17 protein-coding genes are annotated in these 23,134 nt (G+C 73.5%); 10 read left to right on the forward strand and 7 right to left on the reverse strand.

The window, feature by feature from the left end:
• Positions 1 to 8: 8 nt before the first annotated feature.
• Positions 9 to 1,364: an SWIM zinc finger family protein gene (locus ACWDEN_RS19905; protein ID WP_351611173.1), complete on the reverse strand. Its 1,356-nt coding sequence runs from the start codon at positions 1,362 to 1,364 to the stop codon at positions 9 to 11.
• A gap of 141 nt (positions 1,365 to 1,505) precedes the next feature.
• On the opposite strand from ACWDEN_RS19905, the gene ACWDEN_RS19910 reads away from it, so the two are divergent.
• The 7 genes from ACWDEN_RS19910 to sucD all read left to right on the forward strand — a co-directional run bounded on the left by ACWDEN_RS19910 (position 1,506) and on the right by sucD (position 12,572).
• On the forward strand, positions 1,506 to 2,648 hold the full coding sequence (locus tag ACWDEN_RS19910) for an ATP-binding protein (protein WP_351611171.1): 1,143 nt from the start codon (positions 1,506 to 1,508) through the stop codon (positions 2,646 to 2,648).
• Positions 2,645 to 5,608 carry a DUF5682 family protein gene (locus ACWDEN_RS19915; RefSeq protein WP_450859779.1) on the forward strand — a complete coding sequence of 988 codons (2,964 nt, stop codon included), beginning with the start codon at positions 2,645 to 2,647 and terminating at the stop codon, positions 5,606 to 5,608. Before ACWDEN_RS19910 ends, ACWDEN_RS19915 begins: the two co-directional genes overlap by 4 nt.
• A complete protein-coding gene (locus ACWDEN_RS19920; RefSeq protein WP_351611166.1) occupies positions 5,605 to 6,783 on the forward strand; it encodes a VWA domain-containing protein in 1,179 nt (392 codons plus the stop codon). Before ACWDEN_RS19915 ends, ACWDEN_RS19920 begins: the two co-directional genes overlap by 4 nt.
• A 152-nt stretch (positions 6,784 to 6,935) precedes the next feature.
• On the forward strand, positions 6,936 to 7,793 hold the full coding sequence (locus ACWDEN_RS19925) for a hypothetical protein (protein WP_450859780.1): 858 nt from the start codon (positions 6,936 to 6,938) through the stop codon (positions 7,791 to 7,793).
• Between the two features lie 197 nt (positions 7,794 to 7,990).
• Positions 7,991 to 10,027 (forward strand): hypothetical protein, encoded by a 2,037-nt coding sequence (locus ACWDEN_RS19930; protein ID WP_351611161.1) that lies wholly within the window; start codon positions 7,991 to 7,993, stop codon positions 10,025 to 10,027.
• Between the two features lie 453 nt (positions 10,028 to 10,480).
• Positions 10,481 to 11,659: an ADP-forming succinate--CoA ligase subunit beta gene (gene sucC / locus ACWDEN_RS19935; protein ID WP_055706939.1), complete on the forward strand. Its 1,179-nt coding sequence runs from the start codon at positions 10,481 to 10,483 to the stop codon at positions 11,657 to 11,659.
• 28 nt (positions 11,660 to 11,687) lie between these two features.
• Complete coding sequence (gene sucD, locus ACWDEN_RS19940; protein WP_450859781.1) at positions 11,688 to 12,572, forward strand: succinate--CoA ligase subunit alpha; 885 nt, start codon at positions 11,688 to 11,690, stop codon at positions 12,570 to 12,572.
• Between the two features lie 94 nt (positions 12,573 to 12,666).
• Here the strand turns inward: sucD and ACWDEN_RS19945 are convergent, their stop codons facing one another.
• A complete protein-coding gene (locus ACWDEN_RS19945; RefSeq protein WP_450859782.1) occupies positions 12,667 to 13,779 on the reverse strand; it encodes a sigma factor-like helix-turn-helix DNA-binding protein in 1,113 nt (370 codons plus the stop codon).
• 67 nt (positions 13,780 to 13,846) lie between these two features.
• Between ACWDEN_RS19945 and ACWDEN_RS19950 the strand changes: the two genes are divergently transcribed.
• Positions 13,847 to 15,955, forward strand: coding sequence for a cell division protein PerM (locus tag ACWDEN_RS19950; protein ID WP_450859783.1), 2,109 nt, complete (start codon positions 13,847 to 13,849; stop codon positions 15,953 to 15,955).
• A gap of 11 nt (positions 15,956 to 15,966) precedes the next feature.
• Here ACWDEN_RS19950 and ACWDEN_RS19955 read toward each other — a convergent pair whose 3' ends face one another.
• Complete coding sequence (locus tag ACWDEN_RS19955) at positions 15,967 to 16,749, reverse strand: hypothetical protein (protein WP_351611150.1); 783 nt, start codon at positions 16,747 to 16,749, stop codon at positions 15,967 to 15,969.
• 293 nt (positions 16,750 to 17,042) lie between these two features.
• On the opposite strand from ACWDEN_RS19955, the gene purN reads away from it, so the two are divergent.
• Positions 17,043 to 17,681, forward strand: coding sequence for a phosphoribosylglycinamide formyltransferase (purN, locus tag ACWDEN_RS19960; RefSeq protein WP_351611147.1), 639 nt, complete (start codon positions 17,043 to 17,045; stop codon positions 17,679 to 17,681).
• A complete protein-coding gene (gene purH, locus ACWDEN_RS19965; RefSeq protein ID WP_351611145.1) occupies positions 17,678 to 19,249 on the forward strand; it encodes a bifunctional phosphoribosylaminoimidazolecarboxamide formyltransferase/IMP cyclohydrolase in 1,572 nt (523 codons plus the stop codon). The genes purN and purH overlap by 4 nt, the downstream gene beginning before the upstream one ends.
• Before the next feature lie 85 nt (positions 19,250 to 19,334).
• Here the strand turns inward: purH and ACWDEN_RS19970 are convergent, their stop codons facing one another.
• The 4 genes from ACWDEN_RS19970 to ACWDEN_RS19985 all read right to left on the reverse strand — a co-directional run bounded on the left by ACWDEN_RS19970 (position 19,335) and on the right by ACWDEN_RS19985 (position 22,991).
• A complete protein-coding gene (locus ACWDEN_RS19970) occupies positions 19,335 to 19,817 on the reverse strand; it encodes a hypothetical protein (RefSeq protein ID WP_351611142.1) in 483 nt (160 codons plus the stop codon).
• Positions 19,818 to 19,932: 115 nt separating this feature from the next.
• Entirely contained in the window at positions 19,933 to 21,474 is a 1,542-nt protein-coding gene (locus ACWDEN_RS19975) for a serine/threonine protein kinase (protein WP_450859784.1), read from the reverse strand.
• Positions 21,471 to 22,217, reverse strand: a complete 747-nt coding sequence (locus ACWDEN_RS19980; RefSeq protein WP_450859785.1) for an FHA domain-containing protein — start codon at positions 22,215 to 22,217, stop codon at positions 21,471 to 21,473. Before ACWDEN_RS19980 ends, ACWDEN_RS19975 begins: the two co-directional genes overlap by 4 nt.
• 153 nt (positions 22,218 to 22,370) lie before the next feature.
• A complete protein-coding gene (locus tag ACWDEN_RS19985) occupies positions 22,371 to 22,991 on the reverse strand; it encodes a hypothetical protein (protein WP_351611135.1) in 621 nt (206 codons plus the stop codon).
• Positions 22,992 to 23,134: the final 143 nt, after the last annotated feature.

A 23,134-nucleotide genomic window follows, 5' to 3' on the forward strand; every position in this document is an offset into this window, starting at 1 on the left:
CAGGCCGGTCAGCACAGTGGCACCGGCTCGCCCGCGCCGTCCGGCCAGGCCGTGAGCGGGGTGAAGCCGCGGTGGCCGCACTCGCCGAAGACCGTGACCGGGGCGCCGCCGGACAGGGCGACCAGCCGCCACAGGCCGGGGCGGGAGCGGGCGGCCCGGGTCAGCGGCAGAGCGGAGTCCGTGTCGGCGTCGGCCAGCTGCCACTCGTCGCCGTCCAGGACCGGTATCACCCCGCCCAGCGTCACCGGGACCGACTCCAGCCAGGGGTCGTCGCGCAGCGCCTCGCCGTACCGGGCCGCCGCCTCGGCCGTGCTCGTGCCCGGCGGGCGGAACGCGGCCGGTGCGGGAGGGGCGAACCGCTCGCCCAGGGCGGACCGGAACTGGCCTGCCCCTGGATAGGCGGACAGCTCCGCGTCCAGGACCAGCCCGACCGGCAGGGACAGCTCGGGAGCCCGGCCCGCCGCGCCGTAGGACAGCAGCAGGCGGGTGCGGTCCGAGCCGGCGCCGTGCAGCCATATCCGGCGGGTCGTCAGTTTCGGGTCGGCCGTGTCGTACTGGGCGAGGACCAGCCAGCGGTCGCGCAGCGAGGCACCGTCCGCCGTGGCGGGCAGACCCAGCCGGGAGCGGACCGTGGCCGCGAGGGCGTCCGGCAGGCGGTCGCGGCGCAGCCAGCCCTGGTCGAGCAGGTGCAGCAGCGCACACTCCTCCAGCAGCCGGGCCGGCCAGCCCGCGCCCGATGCCGGGATCGCCCCCAACTCCCGTACACGCGCGGCAAGTCCGGGTGCCTGGGCGTCGACCATGCGGGCCGCCGTCTCGTCCCACAGGCCGTACCCCGCCTGTTCGGCCGCGGCCAGGCCGCCGCGCAGCAGGTCCGCGAGGCGCTGCTCCAGCTCCGTCGCACCCGCGGTGACCCGCGCGGCCCGGCGGTCGGCCCGCCGCCGAGCCGCCTCCGGATCGGCGGACCCGCTCCCGGAACCCCCCTCGCTCGGGCCCTGCTTGCTCTCGGCGCGCCTGCGTCTGCCCGAGAGCCACTGCCCGGCCCAGTCCGGCGGCTCTGCGGACGCCGGCACCGAGCCGTCGTCACCCGCCCACAGCAGCAGCAGTCCGAGCGCGTGCTTGCACGGGAACTTACGGCTCGGGCAACTGCACGTGTACGCCGGTCCGGCCGCGTCCGCGAGATCGACCACCGTCTGGTACGGCCTGCTGCCGCTGCCCTTGCACAGCCCCCACACCGTCCCCTCTCCGCTCCCCGCCTCGGACCACGGACCGGCCGTGCCGAGCTTGCCTCCCGCTTTGCGTGACGCGATGTCAGGCGCCAGCGACAGCACCTGCTCCGCGGTCCAGCGCACCCCCTGCTCAGTCATGCCTCCGACGGTAGGTCCCGCCACTGACAATCCGTCTGGAGCAGGCGTTTGCGCAGGTCAGAGCGATTGTCAGTGGCGTGGTGCACGGTGGATGCCAGATCCGAACCGGCCGAGCTGGAGGGGGCCTCAGCCATGTCAGCCATGTCCGCGTCCGTGCGACCGACGACCGCCGAACCGACCGACGGCGAGGGCGCGTCCGAGAGCGCACAGGCGCTCCGACCGCACGCCGAGCACGCCTTCGCCGCCGAACTCGCCGCACTCGCCACGCAGGACGACCGTCCGCGTCCGGCCCGCTGGAAGCTGTCGCCGTGGGCGGTGGCGACGTACCTGCTCGGCGGCACCCTGCCGGACGGCACGGTGATCACACCCAAGTACGTGGGCCCGCGCCGGATCGTCGAGGTCGCCGTCACCACGCTCGCCACCGACCGCGCCCTGCTCCTGCTCGGCGTGCCCGGCACCGCCAAGACCTGGGTGTCGGAGCACCTGGCGGCCGCCGTCAGCGGTGACTCCACCCTGCTCGTGCAGGGCACGGCAGGCACCCCGGAGGAAGCGATCCGGTACGGCTGGAACTACGCGCAGCTGCTCGCGCACGGACCGAGCCGCGACGCCCTCGTGCCCAGCCCCGTCATGCGCGCCATGGCCGAGGGCATGACGGCGCGCGTGGAGGAGCTGACCCGTATCCCGGCCGACGTGCAGGACACGCTGATCACCATCCTGTCCGAGAAGACCCTGCCCATCCCCGAGTTGGGCCAGGAGGTCCAGGCGGTCCGCGGGTTCAACCTCATCGCCACCGCCAACGACCGGGACAGAGGGGTCAACGACCTCTCCAGCGCGCTGCGCCGCCGCTTCAACACCGTGGTACTGCCGCTGCCGGAGAGCGCCGACGCCGAGGTCGACATCGTCACCCGCCGGGTCGAGCAGATCGGCCGCTCCCTCGACCTGCCGGCCGCGCCCGACGGCATCGAGGAGATCCGCCGGGTCGTGACCGTCTTCCGCGAGCTGCGCGACGGCATCACCGCCGACGGCCGCACCAAGCTGAAGTCGCCCAGCGGCACGCTGTCCACGGCGGAGGCGATCTCGGTCGTCACCAACGGCCTCGCTCTGTCCGCCCACTTCGGCGACGGCGTGCTGCGCCCGGGCGATGTCGCCGCCGGCATCCTCGGCGCCGTCGTACGCGATCCGGCGGCCGACCGCGTCGTCTGGCAGGAGTACCTGGAGACGGTCGTCCGCGAGCGCGAGGGCTGGACGGAGTTCTACCGCGCGTGCCGGGAGGTAAGCGCATGACCGACGACGACAGCCGCTGGCCCAAGACCCACGGCTGCGGACCGCTCCTGCTGGGAGTGCGGCACCACGGCCCCGGCTCCGCCCGCGCGGTGCGCACCGCCCTGGACGCCGCCCGGCCCGCCGCCGTCCTGATCGAGGGCCCGCCCGAGGCCGACACGCTGATCCCGCTGGCCGCCGACCCGGACCTACGGCCCCCGGTCGCCCTGCTCGCCCATGCCGTGGACGAGCCAGGCCGCTCGGCGTTCTGGCCGTTCGCCGAGTTCAGCCCCGAATGGGTGGCGATCCGCTGGGCCCTGGAACACGGCGTCCCGGCCCACTTCATCGATCTGCCGGCCGCGCACACGCTCGCGTGGGAGGAGAAGGAGAAGAAGGGGGAAGCTCTTCCCGGACCCGGCCCGTCCACCCGGCCCGGCGCCGGCCCGGACGCCGATGACGGCCGGGGCAGTGGCGAGCAGGTCCGGGTCGACCCGCTCGCCGTGCTTGCCGAGACCGCCGGATACGACGACCCCGAACGCTGGTGGGAGGACGTGGTCGAGCACCGGGGACCGGGGGAGCGGGACCCGTTCGCGCCCTTCGCCGCGCTGGAGGAGGCGATGGGGGCACTCCGCGAGCGGTACGGCGCCGGCGGGCACTCCCGGGACCTGGTCCGCGAGGCGCACATGCGACTCCGGCTGCGCACCGCGCGCAAGGAGTTCGGCGACGGGGTGGCCGTGGTCTGCGGGGCCTGGCATGTGCCCGCGCTGCGCGAGAAGACCACGGTCACCGCCGACCGATCCCTGCTGAAGGGGCTGCCCAAGGTCAAAACGGACCTGACCTGGGTGCCCTGGACCCACCGCCGACTCGCCCGGTCCAGCGGGTACGGCGCGGGCATCGACTCGCCGGGCTGGTACGGCCATCTGTTCCACGCCCCCGACCGCCCGGTCGAGCGATGGCTGACCAAGGTGGCACGGCTGCTGCGCGAGGAGGACAGGATCGTCTCCTCCGCCCATGTCATCGAGGCCGTCCGGCTCGCCGAGACCCTGGCGGCACTGCGCGGGCGCCCGCTGCCGGGGCTGGGCGAGACCACCGACGCGGTGCGCGCGGTGATGGGGGACGGCTCGGACGTGCCGCTGGCGCTGGTGCACGACCGGCTGGTGGTCGGGGACGCCCTCGGCGAGGTCCCGGAGTCGGCGCCCGCGGTGCCGCTGCAGCGCGACCTGGCCCGGCAACAGCGGTCGCTGCGGCTGAAACCCGAGGCGCTGGAGCGCGAACTGGAGCTGGACCTGCGGGGTGACACCGACGCGGGCCGCAGCAGGCTGCTGCACCGGCTCCGGCTGCTCGGCGTCGGCTGGGGCGAGCCCGCGCGGTCACGGGGGAGCACGGGCACGTTCCGGGAGACGTGGCGGCTGAGGTGGGAGCCGGAGTTGTCGGTGCGGGTCGCCGAGGCGGGCGTGTGGGGGACGACCGTACTGGGCGCGGCGCAGGCCAGGGCCGAGGCGGACGCGACGGCCGCGGGCACCCTCGCCGACGTCACCGCGCTCGCCGAGCAGTGCCTGCTCGCCGGGCTGCCGGATGCGCTGCCCGTCGTCATGCGCGTCCTCGCCGACCGGGCCGCGCTTGACGCCGACGTGGGCCATCTCGCCCAGGCCCTGCCCGCCCTGGTCCGCTCCCTGCGCTACGGCGACGTGCGTGGCACCGACACCGGCGCGCTGGCCGGCGTCGCCGCGGGCCTCGCCGAACGCATCTTCGTCGGCCTGCCCCCGGCGTGCACCGCGCTCGACACGGATGCGGCGGCTGAGATGCGCGCCCATGTGGACGCCGTGCACACGGCGGTGAGTCTGCTGACGGAGACGCTGGCGGCGGCGGGTGCCGGGGCGGGTGGCAGCGCGGGTCCGGGAGCGGGCGCGCACGCCGGTGCCGGAGCCGGTGATCCTGGCCGTCCTGCTGCGGGGGCCGGCGCGGCCGGCGATCCCAACGCGGGTGCCGGTCCGGGTGCTGGAGGGTGCGCCGGGGGCGGGGCGGGCGGCGGTGCCGTCGCCCATGCCGGACGCGGTGATCTGCGTGACCGCTGGCGAGCGGTGCTGCGGGCCTTGTCGTCGCGTGACAGCGTGCCCGGTGTGCTGCGGGGGCGGGCGGTGCGGTTGCTGTTGGACGACGGTGAAGTGGGGCCCGACGAGGCGGCGCGGCTGATGGGGCTCGCGCTGTCGCCGGGGACTCCGCCCGCCGACGCCGCCGCCTGGATCGAGGGCTTCGTCGGCGGCACGGGCGGACTGCTGCTGGTGCACGACGAGCGGTTGCTCGGTCTGGTGGACAGCTGGCTGACCGGGGTCTCGGCGGAGGCGTTCACGGACGTACTGCCGCTGCTGCGCCGCACGTTCGCGGCGTATGAGCCCGGGGTGCGCAGAACGCTCGGCGAACTGGTCAGGCGCGGCCCGGGAGAGCGGAAGGCCGGCCGGGCGGCCCAGCGGGCCATGACCCCCGGCTTCGCCGCCGAACCGGACACCGAGCGCTCCGACGCCGTGCTGCCGGTGCTGCGGCTGCTGCTCGGCCTGGCCGACCCGACCGACCGTGACGCGGCCCAGCGCAGAGCGGCCGCGCGGGAAACAGCCGAGCGCGACGCGACCGAGCGGGAAACGGCTCGGCGGTCGTCGGCCGAGTGCGCCCCCGACCGGCCGGGCTCGACCGGGCGCGAGCCGACTGCGCGGGAGATGTCCGAGACGGGGATTTTCGGGACGGGGATCCACGAGACGGGGATTCACGAGACGGGGATTCACGAGAAGGGGAGAGTCGAGGCGGGGACGGCCCGGCCGAATGCCGCCGAGCGAGCAGGGTGTCCCACGACCGCGTGCCCCACGACCGCGTGCCCGACGATCCGATGCCACAGGACCGCGTGCGGCACGACCCGGTGTGACATGAGCGGGTGTGGCACGAGTGGGCGTGGCACGGCCGAGGACAACAGCCTTGCGGGGGTGGGTGCATGACGAGCGAATCGGTGTCGTTGGAGGCCGGGGAGCCGGCGCGGGAGCGGTTGCGGCGGTGGCGGCTGGTGCTCGGTGGGGATCAGGCCGACGGCACCGGATGCGCGCTCTCCGGCCGGGACGCTGCGATGGACGGCACGCTCGCCGCGCTCTACGGCAAGGGGGACAAGCCGCAGGCGGGACGGGACCGTTCAGCGGGGCTCGGGGCCTCGGCGCCGTCCGTGGCGCGCTGGCTCGGGGACATCCGCACCTACTTCCCCTCCTCCGTCGTCCAGGTCATGCAGCGCGACGCCATCGACCGGCTCGGCCTCGCCTCCCTGCTGCTGGAGCCGGAGATGCTGGAAGCGGTGGAGGCGGACGTGCATCTGGTCGGCACGCTGCTCTCGCTGAACAAGGCGATGCCGGAGACGACGAAGGAGACGGCACGCGCGGTCGTGCGCAAGGTCGTCGAGGACCTGGAGAAGCGGCTCGCGAACCGTACGCGGGCCACCCTCACCGGCGCCCTCGACCGCAGCGCGCGGATCAGCCGCCCGCGCCACCACGACATCGACTGGAACCGCACCATCGCGGCCAACCTCAAGCACTACCTGCCCGAGTACCGCACGGTCGTGCCCGAACGGCTCGTCGGATACGGGCGGGCCGCCCGGTCCGTGAGGAAGGAGGTCATCCTCTGTATCGACCAGTCCGGGTCGATGGCCGCGTCCGTCGTCTACGCGTCCGTGTTCGGCGCGGTCCTCGCCTCCATGCGGTCGATCGGCACCCGGCTGGTCGTCTTCGACACGGCGGTGGTCGACCTCACCGACCAGCTGGACGACCCGGTCGACGTCCTCTTCGGCACCCAGCTCGGCGGCGGCACGGACATCAACCGGGCGCTGGCCTACTGCCAGTCGCGGATCAGCCGGCCCGCCGAGACCGTCGTCGTGCTGATCAGCGACCTCTACGAGGGCGGCATCCGCGACGAGATGCTCAAGCGGGTGGCGGCGATGAAGACGTCCGGGGTGCAGTTCGTGGCGCTGCTCGCGCTGTCGGACGAGGGCGCGCCCGCCTACGACCGGGAGCACGCGGCGGCGCTCGCCGCCCTCGGCGCACCGGCCTTCGCCTGCACGCCCGATCTGTTCCCCGACGTCATGGCCGCCGCGCTGGAGAAGCGGCCGCTGCCGATACCGGACACCGTGTGACGCCGGACACGAAAGAGGCGAGAACCGGACACGAAAGAGGCCAGAAAAGGGACATGACTACTCATCGGTAACAGGGGGCTTGCGCGGTCTCGGGCGCGCCGTGCAAGGATCGGCGGAGCCCGTGTCGTGCCGAGCCGAGGATGTCCAGCTCCTTGACCTTCCCAGCAGCCCTCCTTGGTACCACCGTGCGCGCGCTGCGTACGGCGGCCGGGCGGCGTGCGCTCCAACTGGTGCTGCTGGTGGGCGGACTGTTCGCGCTGGGTTTCCTCTGCGGCGAGCAGGCACACGCGGCCGACGGGACCCTGGTGCCGGCGCGGGCGACTTCGGTGCGGTCCGTGGGGGCCGCCGGGCAGGAAGAGCACGCGGTACGGGCCGTACAGGCGGTCCGTACGGCGACCGAGCGGGTGGCCGGACAGGTCCACACCGCAGGCGAACAGGCCGTCACTCCCGTGCGCGACGTGCTCGACACCGTTTCCCGGACCGTTGTGACCGCGGCCGCCCAGGCCGTGGCCGACGAGCCCCGGACCTCGGCGCCCTCCCTGTCCCTGCCCGACGTCACCCACGTCACGGACATGCCCGGCCGGCTGACGCCGGAGCCGAAGTCCACGGCGCCCGGCCCGCAGCGGCACAGCGGTACGGCGGCGCCCGCTCCGGTGGAACGGCAGAAGCAGCGGCACCCTCGCGAACAGGGCCGTACCGCCGTCGCCGCACCGGCGCCGGTCGCCGTGTCCGGCCCTGAGGCCGCCCCCGTCCCGTGGCCGGCGGTGCACACCTTCGCGCGCCACGGCGCCGTCGCCCTCGGTGTCCCCGGCCGGCCCGCGCCCAGTGGAGACTCCGACGGCGTGCTCGGCAAGCAGGCCGCCGACGGCAGTGCGTCCCGCCACGGTGACGCGCACGCCGTCACCCCCGACGACCGGGCGCCCCTGCGGCTCGCGCCCGGCGCCGCCGCGCGCGTCGATGCGCCCCGCACCCGGGAACGGCACCGGGACATCCCCGTCTTCCCCGGCTAGGCAGCAGGGCCGACCTCCCCGCCGCGGATCTGTCGCGCGGGGCGGAACAGGTCTGCCCCGTCCGTCCGGACTCTTCCAGCGATCAGCGCTGCCGGCCGTCGAAGCGTTCATCGCGAGCGGCGTTCAGCGGGCTCCGGACGGCACCCACAGCCGATTCCAGACGTTCCCAGCCGTTTCCGAAGGACTTGACGCACGCAATGAACAAGAACATCCGTCGTTCGATCGTGATCGCCGCCGGTGTCACCGGTGCCTGGGCGCTCGGCTCGGCCGTCGCCAGCGCCGACGAGCTGTCCGCCGGCTCCGTCACCGTGCCGGACGCGGGCACCGCGGCCGACGGCACCACCGACTCCGTCGCCGGAACGGTCGACGGCGTCCTCTCCGGCGTCCACGACACCGTCTCCGGCGTCCAGAACACCGTCAGCAACACAGTCACCGACACCGTCTCCGGTCTGACCGGTACGGCCGGCTCGACCGGCTCGGCCACCTTGACCGCGACAACCGGCATCGGTTCCGGCAGCGTCGACCAGGCCCGCCGCCACGTCGACACCAAGGTCCCGGCCGCCGCGAGGATCCGCGGCGCCGAGGCCTTCCGGGGCGCGCATGCCGCCCGCGAGGCGCGGGCGCACGTCCGGGCCGACGGCACACACGTCGACAGTGCGCACGTCGGCGGCACGCACCTCGGCGGCGACGTGGCCCATGCCGCCCGCACGGCTGCGCACGGCGTCTCGAGTGCGTCCCGGGCCGTTGCCCATGTCACTCCCGAGAGCGAGATCGACTACCTCTTCGGCCCGCTCGCCTCTTTCGCTCCCGAGGTGGAGGAGGCCCTGGCCGCCGCCCAGAGCAAGTTCCAGGCCACCCAGGCGGCCGCGCGCCTGAAGGCGCGGGGTGTCGAGGGCGTCGTACGGACGACGGCGCAGCAGACCGTCGCCGCGGCGCAGGGCCGGACCGCCGGTGCCGCGAGCGCCGTGCGAGGCACGGCCACCGGGGCGGCCGGCGCGGCCGGGGCCTCCGTCGCCGGCGTGCCCGCCCAGGTCACCGGCACGGCCACCGGTGCAGAGCAGCGCGTCGTCGGCACGGTCCGGGCCGTGCCGGGCGCGGTCACCCCGGTGGTGGACGGGACGACCGCCTCTGCTGTGCCGCCGGTGGCCGCCGCTGCGGTGAACGGCGCCGTGCCGCTCGCGGGCCAGGCCGTGAGCGGCGTCCGGGCCACGGCCGGGCACGCGGTGTCGGGCGGGTACGGCACCGTCGCGGGCGCCGTCCACGGGGTGCAGGGGGTCGCCACGGGCGCCGTCGGAGATGCCTGGCCGGTGGGCGCGGATGCGACGGCGTACGCCGGTGGGCCGGTCGGACAGGCCGGACGGGATGCCACGGACGCGGTGCTGCCGCCGGTGGCCGCCAGTGCCGTGCACGGGGTCGTGCCGGTCGCCGGGCAGGCCGTCGCGGACGCGGGCGCCCTCGGCCACGGCGTGGCGGGTGACGTCCGCCCCTTCGCGGGCGGCGTCGTCGGCGCCGTACCCCCGCTCGCGCACGGTGTGACCACGCAGACCGGAGCCTTCGCCGAGGGCGTCACCGCCCAGGTGCCGCCCTTCACGGCCGGGATCACCGGCGCGACGGCACCGCTCACCGACACCACGAGGTCCGCGGCCGCACAGACCACGGACACCGCCGCCGGGACCGTCTACCGGGCGGCCGGTACCGCGACGGGAACCGCGCACCAGACGGCAGGAACCGCCACCGGGACCGTGCACCAGACGGCCGGGACCGCCGCCGGGACCGTCTACCGGGCGGCCGGTACCGCGATGGGAACCGCGCACCAGACGGCAGGAACCGCCACCGGGACCGCTTACCAGGCGACCGGGACCGTGCACCAGACGGCCGGGACCGCCGCCGGCGTCGTGGGGCCCGTCGCCGGTCGGGTTGCCGACGCCGTGCTGCCGGTGGCCGGTGGTGTCGGTGGGAGTGCCGGCGGTCTGGGCCGTGGTGTCGCGGGCGAGGCCGGGCCGTTCGCGGCCGGGGTCGCCGGTGCGGCCGTGCCGGTCGGCCGGTCGGCCGGAGGGTTCGCCCGCGACGTCCACGGCACCGTCCGGGACGCCGGCGGCTCGCTCGCCGGGCACGCCGTCGGCGGGGCCGAAGGGGTCGCCCGTGCGGCCGTACCCACGTACCTGCAGGACGCGCACAGCCGGCAGGACTTCCAGGACGTCCACGACGGGTACGGCATCCGGTACCAGGGCTGAGTCGCAGACAGGGCTGAGAGCCCCCACCGCTCCGCGGGGTGTCCGGACCCGGATGGCCGAATGCCGTCGGCCCGTTCGGCCGGGGCCCCGCGGGCCCGGGCGGGTGGTCCCCATTGGGGTGGGGATCAACCGCCCCGGCCCCGGCGCCACCGGGGCCGCCCCAGAGGCCTCACCGGGTCAACCCCAGCCCGGTGAGGCCTCGCACATCGCCACCGAGGCAGCCGCTCTCGGCACGCCGTGCCAGAAAACCAGGCATCATGTGACAGGTATCACCGCTCGTGTGTGACCCTCGATTTAGGGTGCCCCCTCAAGCGGCGATAACCTGCGAGACGGACATGCCGCGCGCTCGGACACCGTGTGCGCCTCCCTTGTGACAAGCGGACGTCACGTTGCCCTTCGCGGCACGCCCACGCATCCAACGAACCGCGAGATCACTGATAGGGACGGAAGCGCGTGGACCTGTTCGAGTACCAGGCGAGGGACCTCTTCGCCAAGCACGATGTACCGGTGCTGGCCGGTGAAGTCATCGACACGCCTGAGGCGGCGCGCGAGATCACCGAGCGTCTGGGCGGCAAGTCCGTCGTCAAGGCGCAGGTGAAGGTCGGTGGTCGCGGCAAGGCCGGTGGCGTCAAGCTGGCCGCCTCCGCGGACGAGGCCGTCGCCCGTGCGACGGACATCCTCGGCATGGACATCAAGGGCCACACGGTCCACAAGGTGATGATCGCCGAGACCGCTCCGGAGATCCTCGAGGAGTACTACGTCTCCTTCCTCCTCGACCGTGCCAACCGGACTTTCCTCTCCATCGCCTCCGTCGAGGGCGGCATGGAGATCGAGGAGGTGGCGGCCACCCGTCCGGAGGCCGTCGCCAAGACGCCGATCGACCCGATCGACGGTGTGGACGAGGCCAAGGCCCGCGAGATCGTCGCGGCCGCGAAGTTCCCGGCCGAGGTCGCGGACAAGGTCGCGAACGTCCTCGTCAAGCTGTGGGACACCTTCATCAAGGAGGACGCCCTCCTCGTCGAGGTGAACCCGCTGGCCAAGGTCGCCTCCGGTGACGTCATCGCCCTCGACGGCAAGGTGTCGCTCGACGACAACGCCGAGTTCCGCCACCCCGACTTCGAGGAACTCCACGACAAGGCCGCGGCCAACCCGCTCGAGGCCGCCGCCAAGGAGAAGAACCTCAACTACGTCAAGCTCGACGGCGAGGTCGGCATCATCGGCAACGGCGCCGGTCTCGTCATGAGCACCCTGGACGTCGTCGCGTACGCCGGTGAGAAGCACGGTGGCGTCAAGCCCGCCAACTTCCTGGACATCGGCGGCGGCGCCTCCGCCCAGGTCATGGCGAACGGCCTGGAGATCATCCTGGGCGACCCGGACGTCAAGTCCGTCTTCGTCAACGTCTTCGGTGGCATCACCGCCTGCGACGAGGTCGCCAACGGCATCGTGCAGGCCCTGAAGCTCCTGGAGGACCGCGGCGAGAAGGTCGAGAAGCCGCTCGTCGTCCGCCTCGACGGCAACAACGCCGAGCTGGGCCGGCAGATCCTCACCGACGCCAACCACCCGCTGGTGCAGCGCGTCGACACCATGGACGGCGCGGCCGACAAGGCCGCCGAGCTGGCCGCCGCCAAGTAAGCACTCAGGACGAGGACACCAACACACCATGGCTATCTGGCTCAACAAGGACAGCAAGGTCATCGTCCAGGGCATGACCGGCTCCACCGGCATGAAGCACACCAAGCTCATGCTCGGTGACGGCACCAACGTCGTGGGCGGCGTGAACCCGCGCAAGGCGGGTCAGACCGTGGACTTCGACGGCACCGAGGTACCCGTCTTCGGCTCCGTCAAGGAGGCCATCGACAAGACCGGCGCCAACGTCTCCGTCATCTTCGTGCCGGAGAAGTTCACCAAGGACGCGGTCGTCGAGGCCATCGACGCCGAGATCCCGCTGGCCGTCGTGATCACCGAGGGCATCGCCGTGCACGACACGGCGTCCTTCTGGGCGTACGCCGGCAAGAAGGGCAACAAGACCCGCATCATCGGCCCGAACTGCCCCGGCATCATCACCCCGGGCCAGTCGAACGTCGGCATCATCCCGGGCGACATCACCAAGCCGGGCCGCATCGGCCTGGTGTCGAAGTCCGGCACGCTGACGTACCAGATGATGTACGAGCTGCGTGACATCGGCTTCTCGACCGCCGTCGGCATCGGTGGCGACCCGATCATCGGCTCCACCCACATCGACGCCCTGGCCGCGTTCCAGGACGACCCGGAGACCGAGCTCATCGTGATGATCGGTGAGATCGGCGGCGACGCCGAGGAGCGCGCGGCCGCGTTCATCAAGGAGAACGTGACCAAGCCGGTCGTCGGCTACGTCGCGGGCTTCACGGCGCCCGAGGGCAAGACCATGGGTCACGCCGGCGCCATCGTCTCCGGCTCCTCCGGCACGGCGCAGGCCAAGAAGGAGGCCCTGGAGGCCGCGGGCGTCAAGGTCGGCAAGACCCCGACCGAGACGGCCAAGCTCGCCCGCGAGATCCTGGGCGGCTGAGCTTTCCAGCTGACCGTTTGGTGGGCCCGTACCCTTGGCTGGGGCGGGCCCACCGGCGTTCACGCGCGCCACGCCGGGTGGCGCGCCGCGGCGGTCACCGGGGTTCCGGCCCCAGCCTCTGCGGCCCCTTCGCGGCAGCGCTCTGCAACTTCGCCCGCAACGCCTGCTCCTTGCGCGACAGCGGCCCCATCGCCCCCACCGGCGGAACCCCCTGCACCGCCTGCGCCGGTGCGAGCGGCGCCTCGTAGTGCGTCGGCGCCGACCGCACCGTGAGCGTTGTCGCGCCGATGATCGCCACCGTGAACGCGATCGCCGCGCGCGTCCAGAACACGTTCCGCCGTTCGCTCTCCCGCCGCACCGGCTCCGGCCCGGCCGCGGGCAGCCGCTCCGCCGAGGCCAGCACCAGCAGCCGGCGATGCAGCTCGGCGGGGTCGGCCAGCTCCGGCAGCCCCGCGGCCAGCGCCTCGCGGGCGTGGGTCAGCCGGTTCGCGGCGGCCGGCGTGCTCGCCTCCGTCTCCGCCGCCGTCTCCGGCAGGTCGAGGCCCACACCGTCGTACAGGACGAGCGTGCGCCGGTACACCGGCGGCAGCTCCAGCAGGGCGTGCAGCAGCGCCCGGTCGGCCGGGTCGGTGGGCGGCGGCTCCGGGTCGCGGTACCGGGGCCGGAAGCGGTGCCAGGGCGAGAGAGCGCAGTCGTGCGCCGCCGCCCGCACCCAGCCGCCCGGATCCCGGTCCCGGGCCACCTCGGGCCAGCGCTGCCAGGCCAGCTGGAACGCCCGCTCCACGGCCTCGCGGGCCAGTTCCCGGCGTCCGGTGAGCAAATAGGCCTGGCGTACGAGGGCGGGGGCGCAGAACGCGTAGAGCGCGTCGAAGGCCTGAGCGGGCGTCAGGGGATCGGCCTCGGCCGCCAGGGGGGCCGGGGATGTCTCCGGCCCGGGGCTCGCCTCGAGGGCTGCCGCCCGCTCGACCGTCTCCTGGAGAACGTACGTCGTCAGCAGCCGGGCGTACGCCTCGCCCTCGCCGTCCTGCGGGACGCGGCGGCCGGATTCCCACGCGCCCAGCGTCGAGCGGCTGACGCCGACCCGCGCGGCGACCTGAGCCCGCGTCAGCGACCGGGAACGGCGCAGGCGTCGGCGTTCCCTCGGCGGTGGCAGCGAACGGGCGGCACTCCGCGTCGTTCGTGCGCCCTTCCGTACGAAAAAGAACATAATCGTATATTGAGCGACACTACGGAGGTTCGCCTGTTACGACGGGAAAGTGTGTGCCGTTGGGAGCATGGCGTACGTGAACCTGATGACCGCTCGCCGACCCTCGCTGTCGCCGTTGCTGACCCGGATGCGGGACCGCGAGCCCGGACTGGCCGCGAGCCTGCTGGGCGGCGCCGTCGCGGCCGGACTCGGCTTCGCCTCCTTCGCCGCGCTGCTGATGGTGCTGTGGGTCAGCTCGCCGTACCCCGACAGCGGTCCCGGCGGCGCGCTGCACGTCGCCGGTGCGCTGTGGCTGCTGGCCCACGGCGTCGAACTGGTCCGCACCGAGACGCTCTCGGGCGCCCCCATGCCGGTGGGGGTGACTCCGCTGCTGCTGCTCGTGCTGCCCGTGTGGCTGGTGTACCGGGCGGCCAGGGACGCGGTGGACGCGCCCACCGACGCCGACGGCCCGCCGCCGGTACCGGCGCACACGGTGTGGACCGGGGTCGTCCTCGGCTACCTCGGCGTCGGCGGCGCGGTCGCGCTGTACTGCTCGGGCGGCGAACTGCGGCCGTCCTGGTCCTGGGTGACGGTGTGTCTGCCGCTGGTCGCGGCGGGCTCGGCGGCGGCCGGGGTGTGGTCGGCGTACGGCCGTCCGCGCGAGCCGGTGCTGAGCGCGCTGGGCGTGCTGCCGGGGCGCGTGCGGCGGCTGCTGTTCGGCGCGGACGAACGCGCCCGGCTGGGTACGGCCGTACGGGCCACCGGCGCCGCCACGGCGGTGCTCCTCGGCGGTGGGGTGCTGCTGCTCGCGGTGTCGCTGGTGTGGCACGGCGGAGTCGCGCGGGCGTCCTTCGTCCAGCTGACGGAGGGGTGGACGGGACGGTTCGCCGTACTCCTGCTCGGCGTCGCGCTGATCCCCAACGCGGCGCTGTGGGCCGCGTCCTACGCCCTCGGACCCGGTTTCCTCCTCGGCGCCGGGCATGTGGTGCAACCCTTCGCCTCCGACCCGGCCCCCCTGTTGCCGCCGTTCCCCCTGCTGGCGGCGGTTCCGGACGCCGGTGTGGGGACGCTGCCGAACTGGGCGGCGGGGCTGGTGCCGGTGGCGGCCGGGATGACGGTGGGGTGGTTCGTGGCGCGCGGGGCCGTACGACGGCCGGAGTCCGGCGCACCGGTGTCGGCCCGCTGGTCGGCCGTCGGTACGGCGGGGGTGGTGCTGCTGACCGCGACGCTCTGCGCGGCAGCCCTCGCCCTGCTCGCCGACCTGGCCGGCGGTCCGCTGGGCGTGTCCGCGCTGGCCCGCTTCGGACCGGTGTGGTGGCAGACCGGGGGAGCGGCGGGGGCGTGGACGGCGCTGTTCGGGCTGCCGGTGGCGCTGATCGTACGGGCGTGCCGGCTGTGGGGCCGGCGTGCGCGGGGCGGGGAGATCCCGGCACAGGGGACGGGGACGGAGAACTCCGGGGGCGGAACGGAACAGGGGAGGACGAAGGACGCGGCGAAGGAGCGGGAGAAGACCGGTGCCAAGGCCGAGAAGGCGGGCCGGGAGGAGGAGACGACCAAGGGCGGGGGCAAGGGCAACGGCGAGGGCGCGGGCGAGGGGCTCGCGCGGACCGGCGGGGAATCGGCCAAGGGCAAGGACTCGGCCGACAAGGACTCGGCCGACAAGGACTCGGCCAAGGGGAAGGAGCGGGGCAAGGCCAAGGAGCCGGGCAAGGGCAGGACGCCCGCGCCCCGGCCGGGGGTGGCCGTGCCCGACGAGGAGGAGATGTACGACTTCCTCCCGGCCGGCGACGCGTTCCCCACGGACTGGCACGACGACCTGGCCCGCGCCTCCCGTTGGGCCGCTCTTCGAGAGGCAACCGGCCCCCGTGACCTGCCCGCCGCCTGGCCGAGCCCCGCGGTCCCTCCCACGCCCCCCGCGGAGGCGACGCCCCGCGCAGAGTCACGGCTGCCCGCGGAGTCGGTGCCCACGGCGGAGTCAGGGCCCCCCGCAGGCTCAACGCCGACGGAAGACTCATCGCCTCCTGCAGGCTCGTTGCCCGCCGAAGGCTCAGCGCCCACCACAGACGCCGCGCCCACCACAGACACCGCAGACGCGGCGCCTGCCACAGACTCGAAGCCCACCGCGGAGCCGACGCCCCCGCCCGAGCCCCGGCCGGACCACACCGATGCGTCGCCCGGCACGCCCGAAACCCCCTGACAGGCGGAGCCTCAGCTGTTGCCGGTGCCCAGAACCCCGCGCAGCTGCTGCGGCAGCAGTTGGTCGCAGGACTGTTTGGCCTCGTGGGTGAGGGCGTCGTTCACGCACGTGTAGTAGTCGCGGTAGACGAACTGGACCGTGAAGGTCGAGGCCACCAGGACCAGGGCCAGGGATGCCGTCAGCAGGCCGCCGACCGCTGCCGTGATCTGGGGACGGCCGCCCGCGGGGGCCGAGGTGTTCGGGTCGGGCGTGCGCGGCTTGGCGCGCAGGGCGCTGACGCCCCAGTACAGGGCCAGCGCGCCCAGCAGCAGGGCCACGTACGGCCAGCTGAACAGGGCGAAGAAGACGGCCCACATGCCGGACAGCAGGGCGTAGCGCGCGCGGCGCTGGGCGGGGTCGGTCGGGTCCCAGCGCATGCCGCCGGGAGAGGCCGGTCCGCCGGGGCCCTGGGAGCCGCCGCCGGGCCGCTCGCCGAAGCCGCCGGGAGAGCGCCCGGGCTGGCGGTCGCTCCACTGGTTGCCCCACGGGGCGCCGCCGCCGGGGCCGGTGCCGTGCCCGGAGCCCTGGGAGTCCTCCGGGTGGCGCGGCTGCCAGGGCCGGTCCGGGGCGCCCTCGGGCGGCGGCGCGAAGGGATTGTCGTCCTGCGGCCCACTGCCCCGTCCGTCACCGTCGCGTCCGCCCTGGGGCGCCTCCGGCGGCGAGGCCGGCCGCTCCCGCAGCAGCACGGCGCGACGCTCGCCTCCCTGGGCCGGGCGCAGAGGGAACGTCAGGAGTCGCAGGCTGCGATCGGGCATCAAAAGAGCGTCTTCCCCTAGGTCAATACGGCAGTCCGACGTGAGCTTCCACCCCGTGAACGCGCCGCGTGACGGCCACGTTCCCGGGGCTGCCGGAGTCAGCCCCCTTCTTGATTCGCCACGAACGCTACCTTCCGGCCACGCCCCCGTCCCGTGGGGGCCTTCCTGTGTGCCGGTATCGTTGCTGACGGTCGGCCGCTTCGTAGACTTCCCTGTATCGAGGGGCGTAACGCATTCGTACGAATGCACAAAGCACCGGCCGGAACCGTCGCCACCCCAGAAAGGGCCCCATCGTGGCCGCCACCCCCGCTGGCCCAGCGGTCAAGCGCCTCGTCGTGCTGGTCTCCGGATCCGGCACCAATCTGCAGGCGCTCCTGGACGAGATCGAGCGCACCGGAGCCGAGCGGTACGGCGCCCGGATCGTCGCCGTAGGGGCCGACCGCGCCGGCATCGAGGGGCTCGCCCGCGCCGAGCGGGCCGGGCTGCCGACCTTCGTGTGCAAGGTCAAGGACCACGCGAGCCGCGAGGAGTGGGATGCCGCCCTCACCGAGGCCGTGGCCGCGTACGAGCCGGACCTCGTGATCTCCGCCGGGTTCATGAAGATCGTCGGCAAGGAGTTCCTGGCCCGGTTCGGCGGGCGGTTCGTGAACACGCACCCCGCCCTGCTGCCCAGTTTTCCGGGGGCCCACGGCGTGCGTGACGCGCTGGCGTACGGCGCCAAGGTCACCGGCTGCACCGTCCACTTCGTCGACGACGGCGTCGACACCGGCCCGATCATCGCCCAGGGCGTGGTCGAGATCCGGGACGAGGACGACGAGAGCGCGCTGCACGAGCGCATCAAGGAAGTCGAGCGAAGGCTGCTCGTCGAGGTCGTGGGGCGGCTCGCCCGCAACGGCCATCGCATTGAGGGACGAAAGGTAGTTATCCAGTGACCGCCGAGAGCATCGAGAGCGGCAAGCGGGCCATCCGTCGCGCGCTCGTCAGCGTCTACGACAAGACCGGGCTGGAAGACCTCGCGCGCGGGCTGCACGAGGCCGGTGTCGAGCTCGTCTCCACCGGGTCCACGGCCGGCCGGATCGCCGCCGCCGGCGTCCCCGTCACCAAGGTCGAGGAGCTGACCGGCTTCCCCGAGTGCCTGGACGGCCGGGTGAAGACCCTGCACCCGAGGGTGCACGCGGGCATCCTCGCCGACCTGCGGCTGGAGAGCCACCGGCAGCAGCTCGCCGAGCTCGGCGTCGAGCCGTTCGACCTCGTCGTCGTCAACCTCTACCCCTTCCGCGAGACGGTCGCCTCCGGCGCCTCGGACGACGAGTGCGTGGAGCAGATCGACATCGGCGGCCCCTCCATGGTCCGCGCCGCCGCCAAGAACCACCCGTCGGTCGCCGTGGTCACCAGCCCCGAGCGGTACGCCGACGTCCTCTCGGCCGTGCAGGACGGCGGCTTCGACCTCGCCGCCCGCAAGCGGCTGGCCGCCGAGGCGTTCCAGCACACCGCCGCCTACGACGTGGCCGTCGCCTCCTGGTTCGCCTCCTCCTACGCCCCGGTGGACGAGTCGCGCTTCCCCGACTTCCTCGGCGCCACCTTCGAGCGCAGGAACACCCTCCGCTACGGCGAGAACCCGCACCAGCCGGCCGCCCTGTACGTCGACGGCAGCGGCGGACTCGCGGACGCCGAGCAGCTGCACGGCAAGGAGATGTCGTACAACAACTACACGGACACGGACGCCGCCCGCCGTGCCGCGTACGACCACGACGAGCCGTGCGTCGCGATCATCAAGCACGCCAACCCCTGTGGCATCGCGGTGGGTTCGGACGTCGCCGAGGCGCACCGCAAGGCGCACGCCTGCGACCCGGTCTCCGCGTACGGCGGTGTCATCGCCGTCAACCGTCCGGTGAGCCGGGAGATGGCCGAGCAGGTCGCGGAGATCTTCACCGAGGTCATCGTCGCCCCGGACTATGAGGAGGGGGCCCTGGAGGCCCTCACCAAGAAGAAGAACATCCGGGTCCTGAAGACCCCGGGCGCGCCCTGCAACCGGGTCGAGGCCAAGCCGGTCGACGGCGGTCTCCTGCTCCAGGTCACCGACCGGCTCCAGGCCGACGGCGACGACCCGGCGCACTGGACGCTGGCCAGCGGCGAGGCGCTCTCCCCCGAGGAGCTCAAGGAGCTCGCCTTCGCCTGGAAGGCCTGCCGCGCCGTCAAGTCCAACGCGATCCTGCTCGCCAAGGACGGCGCCTCGGTCGGCGTCGGCATGGGCCAGGTCAACCGGGTCGACTCCTGCAAGCTGGCCGTCGAGCGGGCCGGTGAGGAGCGGGCGCGCGGTTCCTACGCCGCCTCGGACGCGTTCTTCCCCTTCCCCGACGGGCCGGAGATCCTCATCGGCGCCGGTGTCCGGGCGATCGTCCAGCCGGGCGGCTCGATCCGTGACGAGCAGGTCGTCGAGGCCGCCAAGAAGGCGGGCGTGACGATGTACTTCACGGGCACGCGCCACTTCTTCCACTGATCACCCCGGATCACGCTGATCACCTGGAACACACGACGGCCTCCGGCCCTCCCCCGAGGGAGCCGGAGGCCGTCGGCCCATCGGGTCAGCAGGGACGCAGGGAGTAGATCGGGTCCCACGTCGCCGTGCCGGCCTCGTAGGCCGTCGAGGTCCAGCGGACGCTGCCGTCCTGGTTGAAGAACCTGGCGACCGTGCCCGGCGTCTGGTTGTTGGTGAACGGGCCGTCCCCGGTCCAGTTGTTCACGGTCCAGGTCTGGCACTTGTAGAAGTCGAACTTGGTGCCCTTGACGACCATGCACAGGTGGCCGTAGGCGCAGTCCAGGTCCTTGGCGGCGACCTTGCCCCGCGGGGCCTCGGTGAGGGTCAGGCCGTCGTAGCGGACCTTGCCGGCGGAGGCCGAGAGCGGCTTCGGGTGCCCCGCGAGCACCTGGTCGGCCACCTGCTGGACGCCGGTGACGCGGGTGCCGTCCGGTGCGGCGGCGGTGGCCGCCACCGTGGACCCGGCGAGCAGGGCGGTGGCCGCGACGAGCAGCGCGGCGGGCTTGGCGATGTTCACGTGTTCCCCCATGTGAACGAACGGTGTCGGTCGCTCCCCCTGACGTCCGTGATGCCGGAGACGTCCTGGCGGAGTGGTCCCACCGTCGCAGCCGTGTCCCTGTGCCGGTACCTCGGACGTCTGAGGGTCACTTCCTGCCCGGGGGCGCGTACTCCTTGAGGTAGTGGGCGACACGGGCGCAGTAGTCGCGGTACTTCGGGGGAACTCCGTTCGTGTCGTTCACTTTCTTGTACGACGTCCGGTAGGCGGCGGAGAGCAGCACCCGCCTGTCGCCGGGCAGGCCGGCCTTCAGAAGGGGCGCCATGAAGCAGAGGTAGCGGCCCATGGCCGGGATGGAGACGGAGGGGGTGAGGGGCGGGGTGGGCGTGGCCGAGGCGGGAATGCCGTCGTCGCGCAGGTACCAGCGCAGGACGGATGGGGTCCAGCGGGCGATGCCGAACTCGTGCTTGGCCGGGTCGGAGAGGTTCGGGTCGAAGTTGCTCTCGGCCTTCAGCATCGACGCCATGAGCGCGGGGGTCACGTCGCGCTCGGGGCAGGCGTGAGCGGAGTCGACGATGAGCTTCCGGTACCGCGCCGGGACACCCTTGTCCGTACGGAGGTCGGAGGCGCCGTAGGCGGCCAGAGCCTTGTCGCCCGTGCCGTCACCGCCGTTGCCCGCCCAGCTGCTGATGCCGTAGCCGAGGGCCGCGACGGCGACGGTCGCGGCGGCGGCGCCCGCGACGGCCGCGCGTCGGCGTCCGCGGCGCGGGAACAGCCGGCGGGGCAGCCGCGGCGAGCGGCCCGTGCCGGCGGCCGCCTCGACGCGGCGCAGCAGTGCCTCGGTGCCGATGCGCGCCTCGTGCGTGCGGGCCAGGCAGTCCCGCACGATCTCCCGCCAGGCGTCCGGGAGTTGGGGCGACAGGCGCAGTTCGTCGGTGCCGCGCGCATAGGCGGCGGCCGCGTCGCGGCGGGCCGTCGGGGTGGCGCCGGACAGCGGGAAGGAGTCGGTGAGGACGAGATGGGCGAGCACACCGAAGGCCCAGACGTCGGCGGACGGGCGGATCCGCCGGCCGCGTTCGCCGATCTCCGCCCACAGCAGCTCGGGCGGGGTGTAGTCGGGGGTGGAGAAGGCCGGGGTGTAGGCGTGGGTGCCCTCCAGTTCGGCGGCCATGTTGAAGTCGGCGAGCCGCGCCGAACCGTCCGCCATCAGCAGCACGTTGGCCGGTTTCAGATCCCCGTGCACCCAGCCCGCCCGGTGCAGTTGCGCCAGCCCCTCGCAGATCTGGGCGAGCAGGGCGGGCCCGGCGTCCGGGCGCGGCGCGGCGGCGAGCAGGGCGGACAGGGAGCCCTCGGCCCGCTCCAGGACGAGGACGGTGGCGCCGTCGAGTTCGGGGCGGTCCGGGTCGTCGACGACGAGCGACTGGTACATCCGGATCAGCCGCGGCCTTCTGAGCCGTCGGTGCAGGTCGATCTCGCGCTCGATGAGTTCGCGCAGATGGGTCAGTTGGCGCGGGGTGCCGGTGCCGGTGGGCAGGAACTTCAGCGCGGCGGTGCCGGGCAGCTCGTCGGAGTCGCCGGTGTGCCGGCCCGCGTACACGCTGCCGAAGGCGCCCGTCGCGATCGGCTCGCGCACCTCCCAGGTGCCCACCCGGTAACCCCGCGGCACGGGGACGGCGTACGGCTCGGTCACCGGGCCGTCCGGCCGGCGTCGGCGGCGGACAGGACGACCAGGTCGTCCTCCCGTACGAGGTCGAAGCGGAGCGCCAGGGACACCAGGGACTCCTTCTTGCCGTTGAGGCGCGGACCGGTGTCCGCCGTCTCCGGGCCGGGCTTGAGCCGCAGCTTCACCGCCAGGTAGTCGATGTTCCACTGCACCGAGGTGCGCGAGGCGGCCGGCCAGGCGGGACTCAGCCGGTCGACGACCTGGTCGACCGTGGGCAGCGGGGCGTGCGGGTCGCCGCGCAGCCGCGGTTCGCACAGGGCGGCCAGGACGGCGAAGTAGCGCTTGGTGCGGTCGACGGAGAAGGCGGGCGCGGTGGTGTCCCCGTCCGGCCCGGCCCCCTCCCGCAGATAGTCGTGGCGCGGCGCCCACACCTCGATCGTCAGCAGGTCTCCGGCCGCGGGCAGCACGATCCGCGAGAACTCGAAAGGGATGGGCGCGTCGAGCCGGCCCGGGCCGACCTTCACGTGCTCGCCGGCGCCCTCCGGGTTCTCCACGACGTAGGTCTGCCGCGCGGACAGGTTGCTCAGTATCCAGAACGCGCCCTGGGCGCTGAGTTCGCCGGCCCGGCGGGAGACCCCGTCGTGCGGGATCGTCAGACCGTTGCCGGACGCCCGTCCGAAACTGAGGCGCTCACCCGGGGCGAGCTCGATCCGGTTGCCGTGCTGTCGGTCCTCCGGGGTCGGCGGAGGTACGACGATGATGCTGTACAAGGTGCGTCTCCCCGTGCCTGACGGCCACTCCGGCCGGGAACGGCTCCGCCGGTCAGCCTAGGGGGAGACAGCGGGGCCGTGCCTCCCCCTGGACGGGTGAGACACGGCCCTCGGCGTTGAAATGGCGCGAACTGTTCCGTCGCGCGGGCGGGTTCAGTAGCGCGGGCGGTCGAACCAGGCCGCCCCGGAGGGGGCGATCATCGCGGCGGCCATGATGCCGCCGAAGCCCATCCACAGCAGCGCCGAGATCAGTCCGGTGCTGGTGCCCTGGTTCGCCGCGCCGATCAGGATCAGGACGCCGACGAGGGCGCCGAGGATGCCGTAGATCATCGTGGTGATGCGGATGCCCTGGCCGCCGCGGGTGAACTTCACGCCCAGTGTGATCGACAGCCCGGAGAGCCCCAGGAAGATCAGCGCGAGGACGAGGACGATGCCGGCGCCGTCGTGACCGATGTTGGAGAAGGTGTTGTTGCCGAAGGTGTCCTCGCCCGCGTTGGACACGTCGTTGATCGTCGCGGCGATGTACAGCGCGAAGATACCGATGATGATCTGCACGGCCGCCACGATGTAGAGCATGACCCGCGCGGTGACCATCAGGCCCGGCATCGTCTGCGGCATCATGGCGCCGCCCGGGTAGCCGGGGTAGGCGGGCTGCTGCGGGTAACCGTAGCCCTGCGGCGGAGCGGGCGGCTGCTGCGGGTAGCCGTAACCGGGAGCGGCCGGAGGCTGCTGGGGCGGCGGGCCGTAGGGGTTGTTCGGGTCGCCAAAGCTCATGGCGCTCTTCCTCCGTTGATCCAAGTGCGGGGACGACGCGCGGCACGGTTCGGAGGAGAGTTCTACAGATGCGGTCCGTCCCCCCGGCACTGTCCGCGGCACTGTAGTGCTCATCGTTCTTTAGGTCGGTCTTACTTGTCCAG

The sequence above is a fragment of the Streptomyces sp. NPDC001153 genome (assembly GCF_053598315.1).